Here is a 19,809-nt window from a genome sequence, read left to right as displayed (position 1 = left end):
CCATTGCCATACTCTGAATCCAAAGCCGTTATGTTGAACAGCTGGAAATCTTAGTCGAACATATTACTGCGCAGTAATGGGTTGTTTGTTTAACAGCCCATCGCGATATTATTATTTCTTATCGTGTAAAGACCCACCACGACACGGTGGTGAGTTCGGTGAATGCCCAATCAAATCATGCCACTCACTCTCAGTATATGTATGAATTGCCAATGCATGGATATCATTTTTCAACTCATCCGCCAGTGTTTGGTTTACCGCACGATGCCTTGTGATTAAACGCTGCCCTTCAAAGTCACCACTAACAACCGTCACTTTGAAATGACTTTCTGACCCAACAGGCACATTGTGCATATTACTTTCATTAAGCACTTCTAAAAAGATAGGCGAAAAAGCAGTGTTCAGTTTCTGCTCAATATTTTTTTGAACAATCATACGTCCCTCTTTTACATATTAGCTTTTTTCTGCATTGTCTTTCTTCGATCGCTGCAAGACAATTGCAGTATTCCTGTCATCTGCGACAATATACCTCATTCTCACAAGCGCTTCGCTGATACCCCCATGAAAACCACATTACAAATCGAAGGCATAGCGTTAGAACTGCGTCGCTATCCCCTTCAAAAAAACGAAACATTACAAGCTTGGGATGCTGCCGATGAATATCTCATCGAGCACATCGAAGCGACAGATTTGGAATCCGGTGCACATATTCTGTTCATGAATGACGGATTCGGTGCGCTTAGCTGCTGGGCTTCACTGAAAGGCTACCAAGTCACTGCGGTTAATGATTCTTTGTTATCGCAACAAAGTATTCAACATAACCTGAATAACAATGCGCTTTCTCATGTTCGGTGTTTGTCATCGCTGGATACACTACCTGACGATGTCGATCTGGTTGTGATGAAGTTGCCAAAAAACAACCGCCTTTTGATTTGGCAGTTGCAGCAAATTGCACAACTTGAACGCGCCCAACTCACCACGATCACGGGCGCGAAAACCAAAGACATTCATACATCTACACTTAAACTGTTCGAAAAACACTTGGGGTCAACCCATACTTCTTTGGCAAAAAAGAAAGCGCGTTTAGTTTTCTGTAACAAAGAGAAGTCGTTGAATATATTGCCCCCAGCAACGACGTCATTTGATGTTCCGGACTACCAATTGTGTCTGGTAAATCATGCCAACGTGTTTTCTTCAGAAAGTTTGGATATTGCCGCCTATTTGATGCTTCAACACATGCCACATGACGAAAGCATCAAACACATTATTGACCTAGGGTGTGGAAACGGTGTTTTGGCGATTCAAGCGGCGAAGCTAAATCCTCAAGCACGCGTTACTGCCGTAGATGAAAGCCACATGGCAATCGCTTCTGCCTCGCTGAATTTAGCCACCCATGGTATTGAGCCGACAAGAACGCATTGCCTCGTCAATAACTGCCTTGATGACTTTGCACCTGAAAGCGCAGATGTCGTGATGTGTAATCCGCCGTTTCATCAACTACAAGCAGTAACGGATCACATTGCATGGCAAATGTTTTGTGACGCTCAGCGAGTTCTTGAACCCAAGGGCAGAATTGTGGTCATTGGTAATAGGCACCTCGGCTATCATACTAAATTGAAACGTCTTTTTGGCAATGCACAAGTCATTGCTTCCAACCGTAAGTTTGTTATTGTCGAAGCTTACAAATAGCCAGACTCTAAAGGGATGCGTTAACTCATGAAAAAACTTCTGCTTGTTTCCGGACTTGTCATCGGCTTGAGCGCCTGCTCTGCACCTCAAGAGCCTCAATTGACTGTCGCACCTCAACCTACAATTTCACCCGTACCCGTTGCTCAAAACAAATCTGTTGCGGTTGAAAGTCGTGATTTACGAACCGCACAGTTTGTCGCAGTTGTAGATAATGGCCGTAAAAATGTGCAACCCATTCAATCCACATCAAATGTGCGTGTCGTTCTGGAAGATGCACTCACCCGACAGCTAAACTCTCAAGGCTATCGTGTTATTACCGAAGGCAAAGGAAAACTTCGCTTAGATCTGCTCGACGCATTGGTGAAAGTGGAGCACTCAGTGTTCTCACACGACATGATTACCAATGTGCAGATCCAACTGGTTGCAGAAACCGGTGAAAACAAATTTGTTAAGCGCTATACAGGTAAATCAACGTCTGAAGGCGCGACCAGTGCGTCAGTTGAAGATATGGAAATCGCACTTAACAGTCTGCTAGAAGCCGTGTTGCAAGACATTGCTCAAGACAAACAACTGATGACCTTTATGAACGAGAACTTTTAATGCGAGCTTTGTTTAAATCAATCGTTGTTGCGGCAACAATGACGTTGGCACTTCCTACACTGGCTGCCAATCCTATTGTTGATGTAGAAACCAACATGGGCAATTTCAAGCTGGAGCTTTATCCAGATAAAGCGCCCAAGTCCGTTGAGAATTTTTTACGTTATGTCGAAGATGGCAGTTACGTAGATACCCAGTTTCATCGCGTGATAAAGGGGTTTGTGGTTCAAGGTGGCGGCTATGATGCTTCTTTTAATCCGCGCCCGAGCACTTATGGTGAAGTGGTTAACGAATCAAAGAACGGATTGAACAATGACCGCGGCACCATTGCGATGGCGCGTAAATCCACGCCAGATTCAGCCACGCGACAGTTCTATATTAATCTACAAAATAACAGTAACTTGAATGGTTCTACCAACAAGTTTGGTTATACCGTTTTTGGTAAAGTGATCTCAGGTTTCAACGTTATCGAAAACATGGCGAACACGAAAACGGTCACAATCGCTCAAGCTGGCATGCGAGATGTTCCACAGCAACCTATACTAATTGAGAAAATTATCATTACCAATTAGTCGTAGGAATCAGGGAATGCTAAAACTCATTGCAGACAATCCCGAACCTGAAATAAATCAAGCACTCGCCGATGAGCATATTCACACTTATGCCCCGGCGTTTGCCGCTGAAGTCATCCGCTTCATTTTAAGGCAATCGCCTTATGATGAGCTGAAAGATATATGCCGTCAGCAGTTTATTGATTGGTGGAAGCTTTCGATGCCCAGCGGCTCACCAAAAGACAACTATGAATCTGTTTATTGGTACTTGTTGTACTTAATCGAGTCGAGACGAGAAGATGAATTACGTGGTAATCGCTTCGCCAATCGGCGCGTAAAAGAATGTGCTTGTTATTTGATGAACAAGGGAAAATTTCCTGATTACGCGCGTGGCATTCGCCCTTGAAGCACGGTAGCATGACGTTACTTATGTTACTCACAAGGACGTCACTACATGTCCCAAGCACCATCCCCTACTTGGCGAGAAACCGTTCACAGTTACCTTGACCGCCGACTCTTATGGGTTTTTCTTCTTGGCTGTGCAAGTGGCTTTCCTTGGCTTTTAATTGGGTCAAACATGTCGGGTTGGCTCAAGGATGCAGGTCTCACTCGAACAGCGATTGGTTTATTTGGCTCCATCTTTGTGGTTTATGCCATTAACTGGATGTGGGCGCCGCTCATTGACCGAATTAAACTTCCCTATCTTTACAATAAACTAGGTCAGCGTCGCAGTTGGATCGTGCTCATGCAATCGATCATGTTAGTGTGCACCTTATTTATTGCAAACACCGACCCTTCATTCAACTTGTGGCTCACCTCGGTGCTGGCGCTTACCATTGCCCTTGCATCATCGACTCAAGATATCGCCATTGATGCCTTTCGTATCGACAGCTTCAAGGAGCAGGAAAAGTCTAAAATGCCTCAAGCTGCTGCCATGGCAGTGATTGGATGGTGGACAGGCTACAGCCTCCCCGGTTATTTCGCTTTCATCAATGCTGATAGCATTGGTTGGAATGGCGTGTATTACGGGATGGCCGTCTTTATTGGACTATTAATCCTATTTACACTTTTCGTCGGGGAACCCGATTCTGAGCGTGAAGCATTGCAGGCAGAAGCCGAAGCGCGCTATGCAAAGCGACTTAAACATGGCGAAAACAGAGTCTTGCTATGGTTGTCAGTCACCCTCGTTGAGCCTTTTGCGGAGTTCTTTCGCCGAAACGGCGTGAAAGTCGCATTAACCCTGCTGTTATTCGTTTTCCTGTTCAAAATTGGGGAAGCATTCCTTGGTCGAATGTCGATCGTTTTTTACAAAGAAGTCGGTTTCAGTAACGAACAAATTGGCCACTATTCCAAACTCATTGGCTGGGGTGCCATGGTGGTGTTCACCTTGATTGGTAGTGCTATCAACGTTCGTTTCGGCGTGGTGAAAGGGCTGCTGATTGGTGGTATTTCCATGGCAGCTAGCAATCTTATGTTTGCGCTCATGGCGCAAGTGGGTCCAAACGAAGATCTTTTCCTTGCCACCATTATCGTGGATAACTTCACGAGTGCATTTGCCACGATTGCTTTTGTCTCTTTCTTGACCTTTCTAACAGGACGCGCCTTTTCGGCCACACAGTATGCTCTGCTCGCATCGCTAGGCAACTTAGGGCGAACGACACTGTCATCGTTTAGCGGCGCCACTGTCGATTGGATAGAGGGCTTTGAGTGGCTGCATGACATCACTTGGCTCAATCCATGGTCATTTTTCTTCATTCTTACCACGGTCATGGTTGTACCAAGTCTCGCCATGATTATTGGACTCAAGCATCACTTCCAAGCGCTTACTGACAAGCAAAACCTCACTTAAATGTGTTTAATCCGCGACGCCTGTCGCGGATTACCCCCCCTCAAACCTGTTGAATCCTTTATCCCTGTCATCTTTTGAAACACTTATCTCTCATGCAATCTATTTCAACGAGATCTAAATCACATTTAGCAAACGATTGCGGTTTCATTGCATTTTCTTTTTTGAACTTTCCCATAGAATGGCGCTCGCAACGGCGAGGTCCAACCATTTGGTGTCTTTGCCACTCCAATCCTTACGATGTAAAGAGAGCTAACGATGCGTAAATCTGTAGTAGCACTGAGCGTTCTGGCAGCAGCAGCGGCTGTCCCTGCACAAGCGGAATACCTATTTGGTTTTGGTGGCATGTATGCTGACTACCAAGTTTGGGATCATGGTATTGGTAACGATAACGATAACTTCGGTGGCGACATTTCAGATCGCAACCAAGCAGTAGTCGGTATCGAAGGCGGCGCAGGCTTTACTTGGGGTCAAATCTACGGATTCTACGACTACGAAGGTGTGGATCGCGGAACTGGCGATCGTGGTGCATCGGCAAAAGGTACTATCCACTACAACCTGACTGATGCTGGTGTAAGCCTTTATGCTCAAATTTATAACACTGATGCTGACAACGGTTTCCACGAACAAAACCGCGTATTGGGTCTAGGTTATACTGGCCTTAACGGTGACGGCTGGGCATTCACGCCATTCATCGGTGTACACGAAATCAACTCGGGTGACATCAGCGGCGCAAACGGTGGTATGGCTGGTTTCGTAGGTTTCTACAACACCAACATCGGCAGCCAGAACTTTACGTTCTCTTCTTGGGCTGAATACGAGTTTGGTCGCCAAGAAGCATACGCAGCAGTGCAAGGCGATGACTGGGGTCTAAACGGCTCTGTTAATGCAATGTGGAACATCAACCAAAACTGGTCAACGGGCGTACTTTACCGTTACACCGTAAACAAGTTGGCGCGTAAAGATTACCAAGACATCATGATCTACCGCGTACAATACAACTTCTAATTTATAGAAGTATAAAAGCGCTTCAAGAGGCAGCCTTCAGGCTGCCTTTTTTGTTTTCCATTCGATGAAAGAACCAATAATGGTATGCTGGTTTTCGAAACAGGAAAGAGGAATAAAAAATGCATTTCACGATTGTTGGCACCGGTGCAATCGGTTCGCTTTGGGGCTTAAAGCTACGACAAGCAGGCCACCAAGTGCACCTTCTCACTCGCCATCAAGAAGTCACGCTTGAGCGCGCTTTTGAGAAGGCTCAGCCAGTGTATTTTGCTGCCAACCAGCCAGATTTACTCAAAGACAGTGATTGCATAGTGATCTGCGTGAAAGCATTTCATGTCGAAGCCGTGATACACCGCATACTTCCTAACCTGCATCCTGATATACCCGTGGTACTGATGCACAACGGCATGGGAACCACTGACACGGCGCTACGTTTAGTGAGCAACAATCCTTTGCTGTTTGCTACCACGTCTCACGGCAGCCTGATGTTGTCCTCTACCGAAGTTAAACATACGGGCATTGGTGAAACGCGAGTGGGTGGCATTAACGCACTTGGTAAGCGCTGCGATTTTCTCGCGGACGTATTAGATCACGCACTCTCCCCATGTTGCTGGGATGAGCATATCCAGCAAGCGCTTTGGCACAAGCTCGCTATCAATTGTATGATCAATCCATTGAGCGCCATTGATCAAATACCGAATGGGGACCTGTTGCTTCCGCGTTATCAGGAGCAACTGCTTTTACTCAGCAAAGAAATTGCCCAAGTAATGAATACAGAAGGAATAGCGACCAGCGGTGGCGACGTTCTTCACAAAACACTGGACGTTGCTCAAGCGACCGCAAGTAACTACTCGTCGATGAATCGCGATATCTTCCACCAGCGACGCTCAGAGATTGATTTCATTACGGGCTATTTAATCAAAAGAGCTGCATTACACGGTATCGCCACACCAAAAAATACGGCGCTCTACAAGGCTATCAAGAATTTGGAATCATCCTATGACAACACCTAGTGTATTGGTGTGCCTCGCTCCAGGCACGGAAGAAATTGAAGCCGTAGCTGTGATGGATATTATGGTACGAGCCGGTTTTAACGTCACTACCGCCAGTGCGGCAGAAGATGGAGACCTTACCGTGACTTGCTCCCGCGGCGTAAAGATCCTTGCCGACGCACCATTAGTCAAAGTCGCTGACGAAGAGTACGACTGTATTGTGGTACCCGGTGGAGTCGAAGGCGCGACGTGTTTAGGCGAAAGCGCGTTGGTATTAGAAATGATCCGTCAGCAGCAGTGCGATCAAAAGTGGGTAGCCGCTATCTGTGCAGCCCCTGCGCTCGTACTAGAGAAAAACGGCTTATATCCAGACGCACACAAAGCATGCCACCCTGCGTTTATTGAACAGATTAACGCGGAAAAGCGTAACAGCAAGCGTGTGTTTACCGATCACGACCACAAGCTGATCACCAGCCAAGGTCCGGGCACTGCGTTAGAGTTTGCCGTTGAGATTGTGTTGGTGTTGGCAGGAAAAGAGAAGGCGAAGGAAGTCACCGATCCTATGGTGATGATCCCGAGCCTTCACTATGACAAGAAGTTTGCGTAGTTAATCCAAGCCCTTACAATAAAAACAAAAAGCCAGCATACATGCTGGCTTTGGTTTTCTCGACCCTATGAGCTGCGCTTCCTAGGACCTGCTTTAAGGGCGATATACCTTCACATTCGCGTAGCCATTTTCTTGCAAATACAACGCTTGCAATCGGCTCATTACGCCACGGTCACAGTAAAGCAAATAGGTCTTGCTCTGATCTAAATCGCCAAACTTGGTTGCCAATTTGAAGAAAGGAATGTGAGTGACTTCCACACCGTCAATCACCAATGGGTTACCATCTTCTTCATCAGGGCTGCGAATATCTAGCACCACTGCACCATGAGCAATTTCATCAACCAGTTCAACGTCTGGCGCTTTTTCTTTACTTTGCTTTTCAATCTCACGAATATCAATGGTACGTGCATCACGTACCACCTGATCGAGAATATCAAAGTTGAAGTTCGCTTCTTCAATATCTAGCTTCGCTTTCTCGGCCTTGATCGTTGGCTTACGAGAAATCACACCACAGTACTCTGGCATGGTTTTAGCAAAATCTTCAGTACCGATATGGCGCGCCATATTGATGATGTCTTCTTTGTCCCAGTTGATCAAAGGACGCAGGATTAATGTGTCGGTCACGTTGTCGATATGACGAAGGTTGGTCAGCGTCTGGCTAGAGACCTGCCCTAATGCTTCACCTGTCACCAACGCTTGAATACCGTTTCGCTCAGCCATCATCGATGCAGCACGCATAAACATACGTTTTAGTACTACACCCATCTGACCATCTTCAACCTTTTCCAAGATCTCAGCCACAACAGGTTCAAAATCGATAGAGACAAATTTCACCTTTGCAGAAGAACCAAATTTCTCCCACAAGTAATAAGCCGTTTGTCGAACACCAATTTCATGTGCCGCACCACCAAGATTAAAGAAGCAGTAATGCACCTTACTGCCGCGCTTAATGTGAAGATAGCTCGAAACGCCTGAATCAAAGCCACCCGAGATCAAACTCAGCACTTCTTCTTGTGTACCTAGCGGGAAGCCGCCCAAGCCTTTAAAGCGCTCGCGCACAACGTTGACATTTTCTCTATCCACATCAAGGTGAACGGTGATGTCAGGGTTCTTTAATCGGACACTCGCAGATTCAACATCTTGATTCAAACCACCCCCCACGTAGCGCTCTACCTCAGTAGAGGTAAATGGATGATTACCACGACGCTTAGCGCGCACACAGAATGATTTACCTTCCAGTTGGTGGCTTACTGTTGCAGCGACGATCTCATAGATGTTGTGCAAATCAGTGAATGGCGTTTGTTCAACTTCCAGCACATGGTGAATACCTGGCGTATTCGTGAGGACTGAGAGTGCAATATCACGATCAGAAGCATTTTTCAGCGAAACCTCGATATGGTCACGACGGTTGAATACCGCCACAGCATCTGACTTTCGCTTAAGAATAGTTCTGATGTTCGATTCCAGAATTTTCGTGAAGCGCTTCCGTACAGATTCACTTTTAACCATCACCTCAGGGTGAATTTTTACGATAAATTTCATATCAGGTTTCGCTACAGCTTCTTTAAAGGCGCGGATTATACATCAAGCATAACGTATTCGAAATAACCGACTAAAACGAAAAAGGCAGTGCCTTCGCACTGCCTTAGTAACATAAGCGCATCGATGCACTTAATTTTCCTGAATAGGTTGCACTGGCGTATCTGCTGAAATCTCATCAGATTCTCGCGGCTTACCTTGCATAACAGCAATTTCCACACGGCGGTTTTGTGAGCGATTCTCTGGCGTATCATTCGCCACACGAGGCGTCGTACCCGCCATCCCTTCTACTCGCATTCGCATCGGGTCAAACCCGTCTACTTTTTCCATCTCCTGAGCCACCGACACAGCGCGCTGCGCGGACAAATCCCAGTTGGAACGGTAGAGCTCTGAATCCAACGGCGTATCATCGGTATGGCCGGAAACTCGGACAATACCGGGCACATCTTTGACCAAACCAGCAATTTGTCGCACCAATGGCCTAAACTTCGGCTGTAAGAACGCGGAGCCCGCAGGGAAAGCACCATTTTCACGAATACGAATAATCAGCTGCTGGCCAAGGTTTTCAACCTCAACAGCCCCTTCTTCTACTTCCCGCTCTAATGCCTGCACGACCATTTGCGCGGTACTGGACATCTGTTCGGTGTCTTGTTCTTGCTCTTGCATCGACGCTTCAGTCGCGGTTGAACCACCATCTAGTTTGGCGGACTCACGTTGAGAGCCACCCGCCCTGTCAGATTCACCATCCTGAAAATCCAATGACCGCTGTGTCATGTCGATGGTCTGCTGCATAATCACTTCAATGGGTGTCGGCTCAGGGCGACCAGGGCGAAATTCTTGCGCAATCACGCTGGTACCTTTGGGTATGTCTTTCACTTCAAGAAGATTTTGCACACCAAACGCAAATTTCATTGAGCCCGCGATTTGCTTGAACTTCAGTACGTCCATTTCCGAAAACGAAAGGAGCAGTACGAAAAAGCACATCAATAGCGACATCAAATCCGCGAACGTACCCATCCAAGCTGGTAGGCCTGGGGGGGGACATTTGCATTCTTCTTCCATACCAGACTCCTTATGCGTCTACGTCAACGGCGCGTTTTTTCTCGTTGAGGTAGTTTTTCAGGTAGCCATCGATAACGCGTGGGTTTTGACCATCTTGTATCGCAAGCAAACCGTCCATAATTAAACGACGATTTAGCTTTTCCTGATCTTTGCGTAAACGCAGTTTGTCCGCGATAGGGATCGCGACCATATTCGCAAGCATCGCACCATAGAGTGTAGTAAGAAGTGCTACCGCCATTGCGGGACCGATCGCCTTGGGATCATCCATGTTTGAAAGCATGGCGACCAGACCAACCAGTGTGCCGATCATCCCCATCGCTGGTGCAACGTCAGCGAGCGCACTATAAAATTGAGCCCCACCATCATGGCGTTCATCCGTCATGAGGATATCTTTTTGCAGTGTCATCTTAACAACTTCAGCATCGTGACCATCCACCAGCATGTCGACACCTTTCTTCATAAAAGAGTTAGTCACTTCCATCTCTTCTAATGCAAGAAAACCGCCTTTACGTGCTGCGTCTGCCATTTCAACTATTTTGGCAATCAGATCTTCCGGATCATCAGCTTTGAACATAAAAGCCTTGCCCGCAATTTTGAAAGCACCGAAGAACTGCCCCATTGGGTATTTCATCATCACAACGAAAAGACTACCGCCAAATACAATCAGCGCAGACGGTACGTCGGCAAACATACTCAAAGTACCACCGAGTAGCATCGCCATTATGATGAAGGCAAAGGCGCCAATAAGTCCTATGAGTGTCGCCAGATCCACAGAACGATCCCCTTAATTTTCGACAAAAGAGTGAATGTTGAAGTATGAATAACGCTATTCGCTGACCAAGTTATCGGCAGCAACAAAAATAGATTTAGCGCGTATTAATGATTTTATACCCAACTCGTCTCAAGATGCAGATTTCGTTCGCAACTTTAAGCTCAATCTCCAGTATTAAGCAAAAACCCTCGCAGAACGAGAGTAAATCGGTCTTTCTTTCTCTTCATTTTTTGCTCACGCAACGAATTCACCTTGAAATCCCTTTTAGATACACAGAAATTCGTTCAAGAGTTTGACCGCTATCAGGCACTGAGTTAACTTCTCCGCCATTCCCTACTATCTAGGATTATCATGGCGACCAAGAAACCCGAAAACATGACCTATGAGGAAACCCTCAAGGAACTAGATACGATTGTTAATGGCCTAGAAAATGGCGAACTGCCGTTAGATGTGGCACTAAAACAATTCGAACGCGGTATTTCGCTCGCCCGACAAGGTCAAAAAACCTTGTCGGATGCAGAGCAACGCGTCGAAATCCTTCTTGCACAAGACGACAATACCCCTTTAGAGCCCTTTGAAGACGCGCGCGATGAGTAACAACGATTTAAAATCCACTCTTCTTCATTATCAACAACGTAATAATGAGCAACTAGGGCTTTGGATTGATGCGCTAGGTAACACTGACCAATCTTTAATTAAGGCCATGAAGTACGGCACATTAATGGGAGGGAAGCGCGTTCGCCCTTACCTCACCTACGTCACTGGCCAGTTGTTTGGCATGGCTGACGATGCGTTAGATACGCCTGCTGCTGCCGTTGAATGTATACACGCCTATTCACTGATCCACGATGATTTGCCCGCCATGGATGACGACAGTCTGCGTCGCGGCCAAGCGACCTGCCATATTGCCTTTGATGAAGCCAATGCGATTCTTGCTGGCGATGCACTGCAAACCTTGGCGTTCAGTATTTTGGCAGACGGCAAGCTTTCGACTGAAGGTGACACTTACCGCATTCATATGGTCAAAGAACTGGCAACCGCTTCGGGTGCCATGGGCATGTGTCTTGGTCAAGCGCTCGACTTGGCGGCAGAAGGGAGGCAGGTCGATTTAACTGCTTTAGAAACTATTCATCGCAACAAAACGGGTGCTCTGATACGCTGTGCAGTCAGATTGGGCGCTTACGCCGCTGGTAATAAAGGGGTTGCCTGTCTTACACAACTTGATACCTTTTCAAATGCCATCGGCCTTGCCTTTCAAGTGCAAGATGACATTCTGGATATCATCAGTGACACAGAGACGCTCGGTAAGCCTCAGGGGTCAGATCTAGCGGCAGAGAAAAGTACTTACCCTGCTCTTCTTGGTCTTGAAGGCGCGCAAGAAAAAGCCGCGCTTTTGTATCAAGAAGCACTACAGGCTCTGCATGCGATCCCCTACAATACAGAGCAATTGGAGCTGTTCGCCCGGTACATCATCGAGCGAAATAATTAAAAGCAATGACGTTGCGCCAAAACGAATTTATGACTCTCAATATCGCAAAATACCCAACGCTCGCGCTGGCGAATACGCCCGATGAATTGCGGACTCTTCCGCGTGACATTCTGCCTACGCTATGTGATGAGCTAAGAACTTATCTATTGAACTCCGTCAGCCACTCAAGCGGACACTTTGCGTCTGGCTTGGGCACAGTTGAACTGACGGTGGCGCTTCATTTCGTCTATAACACACCATTTGATCATTTGATTTGGGATGTTGGCCATCAAGCCTACCCACACAAGATCCTAACTGGTCGCCGTGAACAGATGCCAACCATTCGTCAAAAGGGCGGGTTACACCCTTTCCCATGGCGTGAAGAAAGTGAATACGACGTTCTTTCTGTCGGCCATAGCTCCACCTCTATCAGCGCCGCATTAGGCCTCGCTATTGCCGCAGCCAAAGAAGGCCGTGAGCGAAAAGTGGTGAGCGTGATTGGTGACGGTGCAATTACCGCAGGTATGGCGTTTGAAGCCATGAACCATGCCGGTGATGTTCACCCCGACATGCTGGTTGTCCTCAATGACAATGAGATGTCGATTTCTGAAAATGTCGGTGCACTCAATAATCATTTAGCCCAATTGCTATCTGGTAATTTCTATACCTCAATCCGCGAAGGCGGAAAGAAGGTACTTTCTGGTGCACCACCGATCAAAGAATTGGTTCGTCGCGCAGAAGAGCACCTTAAGGGCATGGTGGTCCCTGGCACCTTGTTCGAAGAACTCGGCTTTAACTACATTGGCCCCGTTGATGGGCACGATGTAGAAGAGTTGGTTAAAACGTTGAAAAATATGCGTGGACTGAAAGGCCCGCAATTCCTTCACGTGATGACCAAAAAAGGCAAAGGCTACGAGCCCGCGGAAAAAGATCCGATTGGTTATCACGCTGTGCCTAAGTTCAACCCAGCTGACAACAAACTGCCCAAAGCCCAAGCCTCAGGCCCAACATTTTCCAAAATCTTTGGGGATTGGTTGTGCGACATGGCCGCAGAAGATGAAAAGCTACTTGCTATCACGCCAGCGATGCGCGAAGGCTCAGGCATGGTGCGTTTTTCGAAAGAATTCCCAGATCGCTACTTTGACGTCGCGATTGCCGAACAACATGCCGTTACTTTAGGCACAGGCATGGCCATTGGTGGCTATCACCCCGTTGTTGCCATTTACTCGACATTCTTACAGCGTGGTTATGATCAGCTGATCCACGACGTTGCCACCATGAACCTGCCTGTGATGTTCGCTATCGATCGCGGCGGATTGGTCGGTGCTGATGGTCAAACTCACCAAGGTGCGTTTGACCTAAGCTTTATGCGCTGCATTCCTAACATGGTGATCATGGCACCAAGCGATGAAAATGAATGTCGCCAAATGCTTTACACCGGTCACAAGCACAATGGTCCTACCGCCGTGCGTTACCCACGTGGTACAGGCTGTGGCGCAACCGTCGAAACATCCATGACCCAATTACCGATTGGCAAAGGTGTGCTTCGCCGTCAAGGTGAAAAGGTAGCGATACTGAGTTTTGGCACCATGTTACCAGCCTCGCTGGAAGCGGCAGACAACATCAATGCAACCGTGGCAGACATGCGATTCGTGAAGCCATTGGATGAAACCATGATCGACGATCTTGTCTCAACACACGATGTGTTAGTGACGGTTGAAGAAAATGCCATAGCTGGCGGTGCTGGCTCTGGTGTGGTGGAATATTTAATGAAGTCTCGTCAAATCAAACCTGTGCTTCAAATCGGCCTACCTGATACGTTTATTCATCAGGGTACCCAGCAAGAACTGCACGAAGAATTGGAACTTGACGCTAAAGGTATCGAAGCACAAATTCGCCGTTACCTTAACTAGCACTTTTCACCTTCGTCTTTGTTCAACACTCCTCATTATTCAAACGGCGCTCAAGCGCCGTTTTTTGTATCTGCACATTCTTATATTTAACACTACAATTAGTAGGCGTAATTAAGTTCTTCTTATCAATTAGTTATTGCTGATTTATCAATAGGTGTAACTCGTACTGATGCATCGTCGGCCTCACGGGCGGCTCATCGTGACTCAAGGGCGGGTTATTTCGGGGAGTAATCGCCATAGGCTCAGCCGGGACAACCACAATGACGCGTACTTTGACGCAAAAACCGAAGCTATTTACTCACATTACCTTTGCCGTATCGCTCGCTGTCATTGTCGCTTTTAGCATTTCATCATTCCTCACTTATCACTATCAACGTGACGAACTCATTGTTGATCTTGAAAGCCACGCACAAGAGAGCTTAATGCGCTTAACCAGCGCGATAGCGTCTTACCCCGTTTCCGTTTCCATCAACGAATACGAAAAACTGGCTTATACCGAGGCCAAATTCAAGCAATTCATCGCCGTGATCATTGATGCGCATGAAAAAGCGAACATGGTAGACGAATCGAGCTACGCCACGGGCTATGTCAGAGCAAATGACAATGAACTTGAACGGTATCGTCTGGGTTTTATCTCCCATAAAAACCGCCTTGATGCTGCATTTTTCGATGTCACTGCCCCCATTAAATCCAACACAGGAATAGTGTTAGGGAATATCACCATCTATGTCAGTAATGACATGATTGAGAAGGAACTGCATCAACAGATAGTTCAAACACTACTGACGAGTATTGCGACTGCCTTACTGCTTATTCTCGTCCTGCTATATTTAGCTAAGCGACTATTTATAACGCCTGTAGAACAAATTTCCGATGCTATCAAAAACCAAGATTCCATTGGTATTCCATTCTCTAATATTCCAGAGTTTGGTAATCAAGAGCTCTCCTCACTCAGCCAAACCATGAATAGCATGCTGGAGATGATTCGTTGCTCTCACCACTCACTACGGTTAGAGCACTCTCGTTTGCTGAACGTCATTCACGGCACGCGTACAGGCACATGGGAATGGAACGTTGGAACAGGACACGTTGAATACAATGGCGCGTGGCAAGAAATACTGGGATGGGGCATCGCTGTGCTCAACGGCCCACCGAACAAAGATTGGCAAACGTATATTCACGCCGAAGATAGATCCAGTTCTGATGCCATGCTCAAAAAGCTGTTTGATAAAGAGATAGAATATTATGACTGCGAGGTAAGGCTACAACATAAATCTGGAATCTGGATTAACGCGCTAGGGCGCGCAAATGTCGTTGAGTGGGATAAAAATGGACATCCACTAAAAATACTGGGAACACATCAAAATATTACCGCTCATAAAAAAAACGAAGATAAATTGCGATTAGCCGCAAAGGTGTTTACCCACACTCGGGAAGGGATCATCATTGCAGACAGTCAATCACGTATCATTGAGGTCAATGACGCTTTCACTCGTATTACTGGCTATTCCATTGACGAGGTACGAGGTGAAAAGCCAAGCATTCTTCACTCAGGCCAACAAGATGCCGAGTTTTACAAGAAGATGTGGCATTCCTTAACCGATAAAGGCCATTGGAGCGGAGAACTTTGGAATCGCCGTAAAAATGGCGAGATATACCCAGAACTGCTTACCATCAGTTGCGTATTCGGCGAAGACAATAAGCCCATGAATTATGTCGCTGTTTTTTCAGATATAACGTCATACAAAGAACACGAGCATAAACTAAAACAAATTGCTCATTTTGATACGCTCACTGAGTTACCCAATCGATTTTTGTTAGGCGATCGCTTAAAAAGTGCCATGAAACATGCAAAACGCAATGAGCAATATGTGGCGATCATTTTTCTTGACCTTGACGGATTCAAGTCAGTGAATGATACCCACGGGCACGAAGTTGGCGACATACTCCTTCAAGAAATCGCAAAGAGAATGCAACGTTCAATGCGCGATAGCGACACAATAGCCCGTATTGGTGGCGATGAATTTGTCGCAGTTTTAACGGGGCTTACCTCACCAGAGGACTGCCCTCCTTTGCTTCCAAGACTCGTTGCCGCAACCTCTGGCCCCGTCAATGCCAATGGCAATTTGGTTCAAGTATCCGCGAGTTTTGGTATCACCCTCTTTCCACAAGCAGAGGACGTTGACGCGGACACGCTTCTCCGTCAAGCCGACTACGCCATGTATCAGGCCAAATTAAATGGAAAGCGCCGCTGCCACTTCTTCGACGCTGAGTTGGAACGCACCCTCAAAAGCCAAAACGAGCATTTGCGTTCAATCGGCTATGGCCTATCAAAAGCAGAGTTTTTCTTATGCTACCAGCCCAAGATCAGCTTTCGAACGGGCGAGATCATTGGATTAGAAGCCCTGATTCGCTGGCAGCACCCCACTCAAGGCATCCTCATGCCAAAAGATTTCATCTCATCCATAGAGAATCACAGTCTTATTGTCGAGGTGGGTGACTGGGTATTGGAAGCCACACTTCAACAATTAACGGAATGGCAAAAAAAAGGATTTGTCACACAAGTTAGCGTTAACATCGCCCCACACCAACTGATGCAGCCTGACTTTATGGATAAGCTAATATTGCTGCTGGCGCGCTTCCCTCACATTCATCCCAATCAGTTACAATTAGAAATTCTTGAAACCAGCGCGTTGGAAGATATTGTTGTCGTATCACAGATCATCACGCGGTGTCAGTCCATGGGAATTTCATTTGCGATTGATGATTTTGGCACAGGTTACGCTTCGCTGACCTATCTCAAAAAGCTGCCTGCAGAAACACTCAAAATAGATCAAAGCTTTGTGCATGACATGCTGGATAACAACGATAATTTAGCGATTTTAGAAGGCATTATCACCCTGGCTAACACCTTTGGAAGAAAGGTTCTGGCTGAAGGCGTAGAGAAAAGAGAACAGGTACAACTGCTACTCTGGTTGGGTTGTGAATTCGGACAAGGCTTTGGCATTTCGCGCCCTATGCGCGCTGAAAATGTACTCGCTTGGACCAAGGAATGGAGACTCGACCCCACGTGGCATCAAAGCCCTAAGATCAAAGATGAACTTTGCCCACTCATAGACTCTGTCGTCATAAATCGCGCGCGCACCGAGCGTATGCAATCGTACCTGACAAAAAGAACCATCGGTAATACGAAATAACGGATGATATAAAAAACGGCGCTATCGCGCCGTTTTTCCGAGGTGTATTGAGGTCTAGCCATCACTTGGTTCTTACCACCAGCCCAGATAAGCGTGTCCTAACCACAGTATCACCATCGACATCAAACCAGCCACAATATCGTCGAGCATGATGCCGAAACCACCGTGAACTTTTTTATCCAACCAGCTAATAGGCCAAGGTTTGACCATGTCAAAGAAACGGAAGATCACAAAACCGGCCAAGATCGTCTGCCAATCCATTACCGGCACCAACAACATGGTAATCCAAAAGCCAATAAACTCATCCCACACAATACTGCCGTGGTCATGAACCCCCATGTCTTTTGACGTGCGGCCGCAAAGATAAATACCTATTGCGCTACCCAGAACAATCGCAACAGGGAGCAATGTCGTGGACAATGAAACAATCAATAAATAAACAGGGATGGCAGCCAAGGTGCCCATCGTGCCAGGGATCAAAGGAGAGAGGCCGGAGCCAAAGCCTGTCGCAAGAAGATGTACAGGGTTTGATAAGCGAATTTTACTGATCGGATTATTCATTTTTTTCTACAACCTTACGCGGAAAAATGGTCCCAACCAGAGAGAGACCAATCAACTTGTTTTCCCTCCCACATGACGTTCAAACCTTCACCATGACGGATCTGACCAATACAGGTAATTGGTGTGTTGGTATGGGTAAGTGCCGCATCCAACGCGCCACGATGACTCTCAGGCACAGTAAAGCAAAGTTCGTATTCTTCGCCGCTGCATAATGCCAACTTCGCGGCGGCCTCACGACTGCCAGCATACTGTAACAGTTCGTCAGATAACGGCAATTGATCAGCATTGACCACGGCAGAGACGTCACTGGCTTTGAGAATGTGCTTAAGATCAGCAATCAGTCCATCGGAAATATCCAGCGCTGAAGAGGCTATATCACGAAGTGATTGTCCCGCTAACACTCTGGGTGTCGAATAGTAGTGGCGATGCAGTAGCGTGTTTTCTATGTCATTTGAAGGGGTGTTATCACGCAAGATAACATCTAGCCCAGCCGCGCTATCACCTAGCGTTCCGGTGACATACAACCAATCACCTGCGCTTGCACCATGGCGACAAATTGCTTTGCCTGATGGGATAAAGCCTTGCAGCGTAATGGTAATGCTCAGTGGGCCTTTGGTGGTGTCTCCACCAATAAGTTGGACGTGATAATATTCTGCGAGTTTGTAAAAACCGTCACAAAAGCTTTTGAGCCAGACTTCGTCTGATGAAGGCATTGTGAGTGCCAAAGAACACCATGCAGGTATTGCGCCCATCGCAGCGAGGTCACTTAGATTCGACGCCAGCGCTTTGTGTGCCACTTTCATAGGGTCAGCATCAAGGAGAAAGTGATTGCCAGCCACCAGCGTGTCTGTCGTCACCACGAGCTGACTGCTTTCTGGCATGGTCATCACTGCAGCATCATCACCGATGCCCAGCACAACGTCTTTTCTTGAGACAGGCTGTGCTTTGAAGTAACGGTTTATTAAATCGAATTCGTTACCAGCCATCATTCCTTTCCAAGCAAACGAGAATAAGAAAAAGGCCAGCGAGGCTGGCCTTGTCATTACTTTTTATTTATTTCTTTCGCAGAGTCGGTACTGCTTTATCCAGCACCCCGTTCACGAATTTGTGGCTGTCTTCGGCGCCGAAACGCTTCGCCAACTCAATCGCTTCGTTGATAACCACTTTGTAAGGAACATCTTGGCGCTTGCACAGTTCATACATAGCAAGACGCAGCAGTGCGTGCTCCATCTCATCCAGATCTTGGATCGGGCGAGACAAGTACGGACGCATTTTGCTGTCCATTTCTTGGTAGTTCAAGACTACGCCCGAGAACAAATCACGGAAGTACTCAACGTCTGTGTCTGGTTGACGAAGACGTGGCTCATCAGCCTGGTGTTCTTCTTCTTCGTAGTTATCTGCCGCGAGAAACTGTGCTTCAATATCAGCAACGTTGCCTTTGGTCAATTGCCAAGAATAAATGGCTTGTAGTGCAAAATGACGCGCATTGCGTCGTGCGGCTGGTTTCACGATAACCCCCGTTAGGATTCGATTTGGGACAGGACATTTACCATTTCAAGCGCGCTCAGTGCAGCCTCTGCCCCTTTATTACCAGCCTTGGTACCCGCGCGTTCGATGGCTTGTTCGATGGTATCTACGGTTAGCACGCCGAAAGCAACTGGAGTATCAAACTCTAGTGCTACTTGTGCCAAACCTTTGTTACATTCTCCGGCCACATAGTCAAAATGTGGCGTACCGCCTCGGATCACAGATCCTAGCGCGATAATTGCGTCGTAACGACCGCTTTTTGCAACACGTTGCGCCACTAATGGCAGCTCGTAAGCACCAGGACAACGTACTACAGTAATATTTTCTTCGCTAACTTGGCCCTGACGCTTCAGCGCATCAATAGCACCGTCCAGCAGACTTTCGTTAATGAAGCTGTTGAAACGAGATATAACGATAGCAACTTGAGCATTTGGTGCTGCGAATGCACCTTCGATTACCTTCATGGGCCTTCCTGTGACTTTT

20 protein-coding genes are annotated in these 19,809 nt (G+C 47.0%); 12 read left to right on the top strand and 8 right to left on the bottom strand.

Annotation, left to right across the window (positions count from 1 at the left end):
* Positions 1-111 precede the first annotated feature (111 nt).
* Complete coding sequence (gene bolA, locus A1OO_RS03730; protein WP_017004686.1) at positions 112-435, bottom strand: transcriptional regulator BolA; 324 nt, start codon at positions 433-435, stop codon at positions 112-114.
* Positions 436-561: 126 nt separating this feature from the next.
* Between bolA and A1OO_RS03725 the strand changes: the two genes are divergently transcribed.
* The 8 genes from A1OO_RS03725 to A1OO_RS03690 all read left to right on the top strand — a co-directional run bounded on the left by A1OO_RS03725 (position 562) and on the right by A1OO_RS03690 (position 7,287).
* A complete protein-coding gene (locus A1OO_RS03725) occupies positions 562-1,689 on the top strand; it encodes a methyltransferase (protein WP_017004685.1) in 1,128 nt (375 codons plus the stop codon).
* Positions 1,690-1,716: 27 nt separating this feature from the next.
* Positions 1,717-2,289: a YajG family lipoprotein gene (locus tag A1OO_RS03720; RefSeq protein ID WP_017004684.1), complete on the top strand. Its 573-nt coding sequence runs from the start codon at positions 1,717-1,719 to the stop codon at positions 2,287-2,289.
* Positions 2,289-2,858, top strand: coding sequence for a peptidylprolyl isomerase (locus A1OO_RS03715; RefSeq protein WP_016959706.1), 570 nt, complete (start codon positions 2,289-2,291; stop codon positions 2,856-2,858). The genes A1OO_RS03720 and A1OO_RS03715 overlap by 1 nt, the downstream gene beginning before the upstream one ends.
* Positions 2,859-2,874: 16 nt before the next feature.
* The gene (locus A1OO_RS03710; protein WP_016959707.1) at positions 2,875-3,243 is read left to right on the top strand and encodes a hypothetical protein; all 369 of its coding nucleotides are present in this window, start codon (positions 2,875-2,877) and stop codon (positions 3,241-3,243) included.
* Between the two features lie 48 nt (positions 3,244-3,291).
* A complete protein-coding gene (locus A1OO_RS03705) occupies positions 3,292-4,686 on the top strand; it encodes an AmpG family muropeptide MFS transporter (protein ID WP_017004683.1) in 1,395 nt (464 codons plus the stop codon).
* Between the two features lie 255 nt (positions 4,687-4,941).
* Entirely contained in the window at positions 4,942-5,691 is a 750-nt protein-coding gene (locus A1OO_RS03700; RefSeq protein WP_017004682.1) for an outer membrane protein OmpK, read from the top strand.
* A 119-nt stretch (positions 5,692-5,810) separates the two neighbouring features.
* The gene (locus A1OO_RS03695; RefSeq protein WP_017004681.1) at positions 5,811-6,701 is read left to right on the top strand and encodes a 2-dehydropantoate 2-reductase; all 891 of its coding nucleotides are present in this window, start codon (positions 5,811-5,813) and stop codon (positions 6,699-6,701) included.
* Positions 6,688-7,287, top strand: coding sequence for a DJ-1 family glyoxalase III (locus A1OO_RS03690; protein ID WP_017004680.1), 600 nt, complete (start codon positions 6,688-6,690; stop codon positions 7,285-7,287). Before A1OO_RS03695 ends, A1OO_RS03690 begins: the two co-directional genes overlap by 14 nt.
* A gap of 93 nt (positions 7,288-7,380) precedes the next feature.
* On the opposite strand, the gene thiI is transcribed toward A1OO_RS03690, so the two are convergent.
* The 3 genes from thiI to pomA all read right to left on the bottom strand — a co-directional run bounded on the left by thiI (position 7,381) and on the right by pomA (position 10,660).
* Entirely contained in the window at positions 7,381-8,829 is a 1,449-nt protein-coding gene (thiI, locus tag A1OO_RS03685; RefSeq protein WP_016959712.1) for a tRNA uracil 4-sulfurtransferase ThiI, read from the bottom strand.
* A 129-nt stretch (positions 8,830-8,958) separates the two neighbouring features.
* Positions 8,959-9,888 carry a flagellar motor protein MotB gene (locus A1OO_RS03680; protein ID WP_016959713.1) on the bottom strand — a complete coding sequence of 310 codons (930 nt, stop codon included), beginning with the start codon at positions 9,886-9,888 and terminating at the stop codon, positions 8,959-8,961.
* Between the two features lie 10 nt (positions 9,889-9,898).
* The gene (gene pomA, locus A1OO_RS03675) at positions 9,899-10,660 is read right to left on the bottom strand and encodes a flagellar motor protein PomA (protein ID WP_017004679.1); all 762 of its coding nucleotides are present in this window, start codon (positions 10,658-10,660) and stop codon (positions 9,899-9,901) included.
* 351 nt (positions 10,661-11,011) lie between these two features.
* On the opposite strand from pomA, the gene xseB reads away from it, so the two are divergent.
* The 4 genes from xseB (at position 11,012) to A1OO_RS03655 (ending at position 17,238) form a co-directional block, all read left to right on the top strand.
* The gene (gene xseB, locus A1OO_RS03670; RefSeq protein ID WP_016959715.1) at positions 11,012-11,257 is read left to right on the top strand and encodes an exodeoxyribonuclease VII small subunit; all 246 of its coding nucleotides are present in this window, start codon (positions 11,012-11,014) and stop codon (positions 11,255-11,257) included.
* Positions 11,250-12,149 (top strand): (2E,6E)-farnesyl diphosphate synthase, encoded by a 900-nt coding sequence (gene ispA, locus A1OO_RS03665; RefSeq protein WP_016959716.1) that lies wholly within the window; start codon positions 11,250-11,252, stop codon positions 12,147-12,149. The genes xseB and ispA overlap by 8 nt, the downstream gene beginning before the upstream one ends.
* 29 nt (positions 12,150-12,178) lie before the next feature.
* Positions 12,179-14,041, top strand: a complete 1,863-nt coding sequence (gene dxs / locus A1OO_RS03660) for a 1-deoxy-D-xylulose-5-phosphate synthase (protein ID WP_026024030.1) — start codon at positions 12,179-12,181, stop codon at positions 14,039-14,041.
* Between the two features lie 260 nt (positions 14,042-14,301).
* Complete coding sequence (locus A1OO_RS03655; protein ID WP_017004677.1) at positions 14,302-17,238, top strand: sensor domain-containing protein; 2,937 nt, start codon at positions 14,302-14,304, stop codon at positions 17,236-17,238.
* A gap of 72 nt (positions 17,239-17,310) precedes the next feature.
* Here the strand turns inward: A1OO_RS03655 and pgpA are convergent, their stop codons facing one another.
* The 4 genes from pgpA to ribH all read right to left on the bottom strand — a co-directional run bounded on the left by pgpA (position 17,311) and on the right by ribH (position 19,790).
* Positions 17,311-17,799, bottom strand: a complete 489-nt coding sequence (gene pgpA / locus A1OO_RS03650) for a phosphatidylglycerophosphatase A (RefSeq protein WP_016959720.1) — start codon at positions 17,797-17,799, stop codon at positions 17,311-17,313.
* 14 nt (positions 17,800-17,813) lie between these two features.
* A complete protein-coding gene (thiL, locus tag A1OO_RS03645; RefSeq protein ID WP_016959721.1) occupies positions 17,814-18,785 on the bottom strand; it encodes a thiamine-phosphate kinase in 972 nt (323 codons plus the stop codon).
* A 67-nt stretch (positions 18,786-18,852) separates the two neighbouring features.
* The gene (gene nusB, locus A1OO_RS03640) at positions 18,853-19,326 is read right to left on the bottom strand and encodes a transcription antitermination factor NusB (RefSeq protein ID WP_371732996.1); all 474 of its coding nucleotides are present in this window, start codon (positions 19,324-19,326) and stop codon (positions 18,853-18,855) included.
* Complete coding sequence (gene ribH, locus A1OO_RS03635; RefSeq protein ID WP_016959723.1) at positions 19,320-19,790, bottom strand: 6,7-dimethyl-8-ribityllumazine synthase; 471 nt, start codon at positions 19,788-19,790, stop codon at positions 19,320-19,322. Before ribH ends, nusB begins: the two co-directional genes overlap by 7 nt.
* Between the last annotated feature and the right edge of the window lie 19 nt (positions 19,791-19,809).

Source organism: Enterovibrio norvegicus FF-33, from assembly GCF_000286835.2.
GTDB classification, from domain to species: Bacteria; Pseudomonadota; Gammaproteobacteria; order Enterobacterales; family Vibrionaceae; genus Enterovibrio; species Enterovibrio norvegicus_A.
This window is presented reverse-complemented; position numbering and strand designations above follow the sequence as displayed.

Bases quoted from the DNA above. Each gene is read 5' to 3' on its own strand.
- bolA (WP_017004686.1), bottom strand. From the start codon at position 435: ATGATTGTTCAAAAAAATATTGAGCAGAAACTGAACACTGCTTTTTCG.
- A1OO_RS03725 (WP_017004685.1), top strand. From the start codon at position 562: ATGAAAACCACATTACAAATCGAAGGCATAGCGTTAGAACTGCGTCGC.
- A1OO_RS03720 (WP_017004684.1), top strand. From the start codon at position 1,717: ATGAAAAAACTTCTGCTTGTTTCCGGACTTGTCATCGGCTTGAGCGCC.
- A1OO_RS03715 (WP_016959706.1), top strand. From the start codon at position 2,289: ATGCGAGCTTTGTTTAAATCAATCGTTGTTGCGGCAACAATGACGTTG.
- A1OO_RS03710 (WP_016959707.1), top strand. From the start codon at position 2,875: ATGCTAAAACTCATTGCAGACAATCCCGAACCTGAAATAAATCAAGCA.
- A1OO_RS03705 (WP_017004683.1), top strand. From the start codon at position 3,292: ATGTCCCAAGCACCATCCCCTACTTGGCGAGAAACCGTTCACAGTTAC.
- A1OO_RS03700 (WP_017004682.1), top strand. From the start codon at position 4,942: ATGCGTAAATCTGTAGTAGCACTGAGCGTTCTGGCAGCAGCAGCGGCT.
- A1OO_RS03695 (WP_017004681.1), top strand. From the start codon at position 5,811: ATGCATTTCACGATTGTTGGCACCGGTGCAATCGGTTCGCTTTGGGGC.
- A1OO_RS03690 (WP_017004680.1), top strand. From the start codon at position 6,688: ATGACAACACCTAGTGTATTGGTGTGCCTCGCTCCAGGCACGGAAGAA.
- thiI (WP_016959712.1), bottom strand. From the start codon at position 8,829: ATGAAATTTATCGTAAAAATTCACCCTGAGGTGATGGTTAAAAGTGAA.
- A1OO_RS03680 (WP_016959713.1), bottom strand. From the start codon at position 9,888: ATGGAAGAAGAATGCAAATGTCCCCCCCCAGGCCTACCAGCTTGGATG.
- xseB (WP_016959715.1), top strand. From the start codon at position 11,012: ATGGCGACCAAGAAACCCGAAAACATGACCTATGAGGAAACCCTCAAG.
- ispA (WP_016959716.1), top strand. From the start codon at position 11,250: ATGAGTAACAACGATTTAAAATCCACTCTTCTTCATTATCAACAACGT.
- dxs (WP_026024030.1), top strand. From the start codon at position 12,179: ATGACTCTCAATATCGCAAAATACCCAACGCTCGCGCTGGCGAATACG.
- A1OO_RS03655 (WP_017004677.1), top strand. From the start codon at position 14,302: ATGACGCGTACTTTGACGCAAAAACCGAAGCTATTTACTCACATTACC.
- pgpA (WP_016959720.1), bottom strand. From the start codon at position 17,799: ATGAATAATCCGATCAGTAAAATTCGCTTATCAAACCCTGTACATCTT.
- thiL (WP_016959721.1), bottom strand. From the start codon at position 18,785: ATGGCTGGTAACGAATTCGATTTAATAAACCGTTACTTCAAAGCACAG.
- ribH (WP_016959723.1), bottom strand. From the start codon at position 19,790: ATGAAGGTAATCGAAGGTGCATTCGCAGCACCAAATGCTCAAGTTGCT.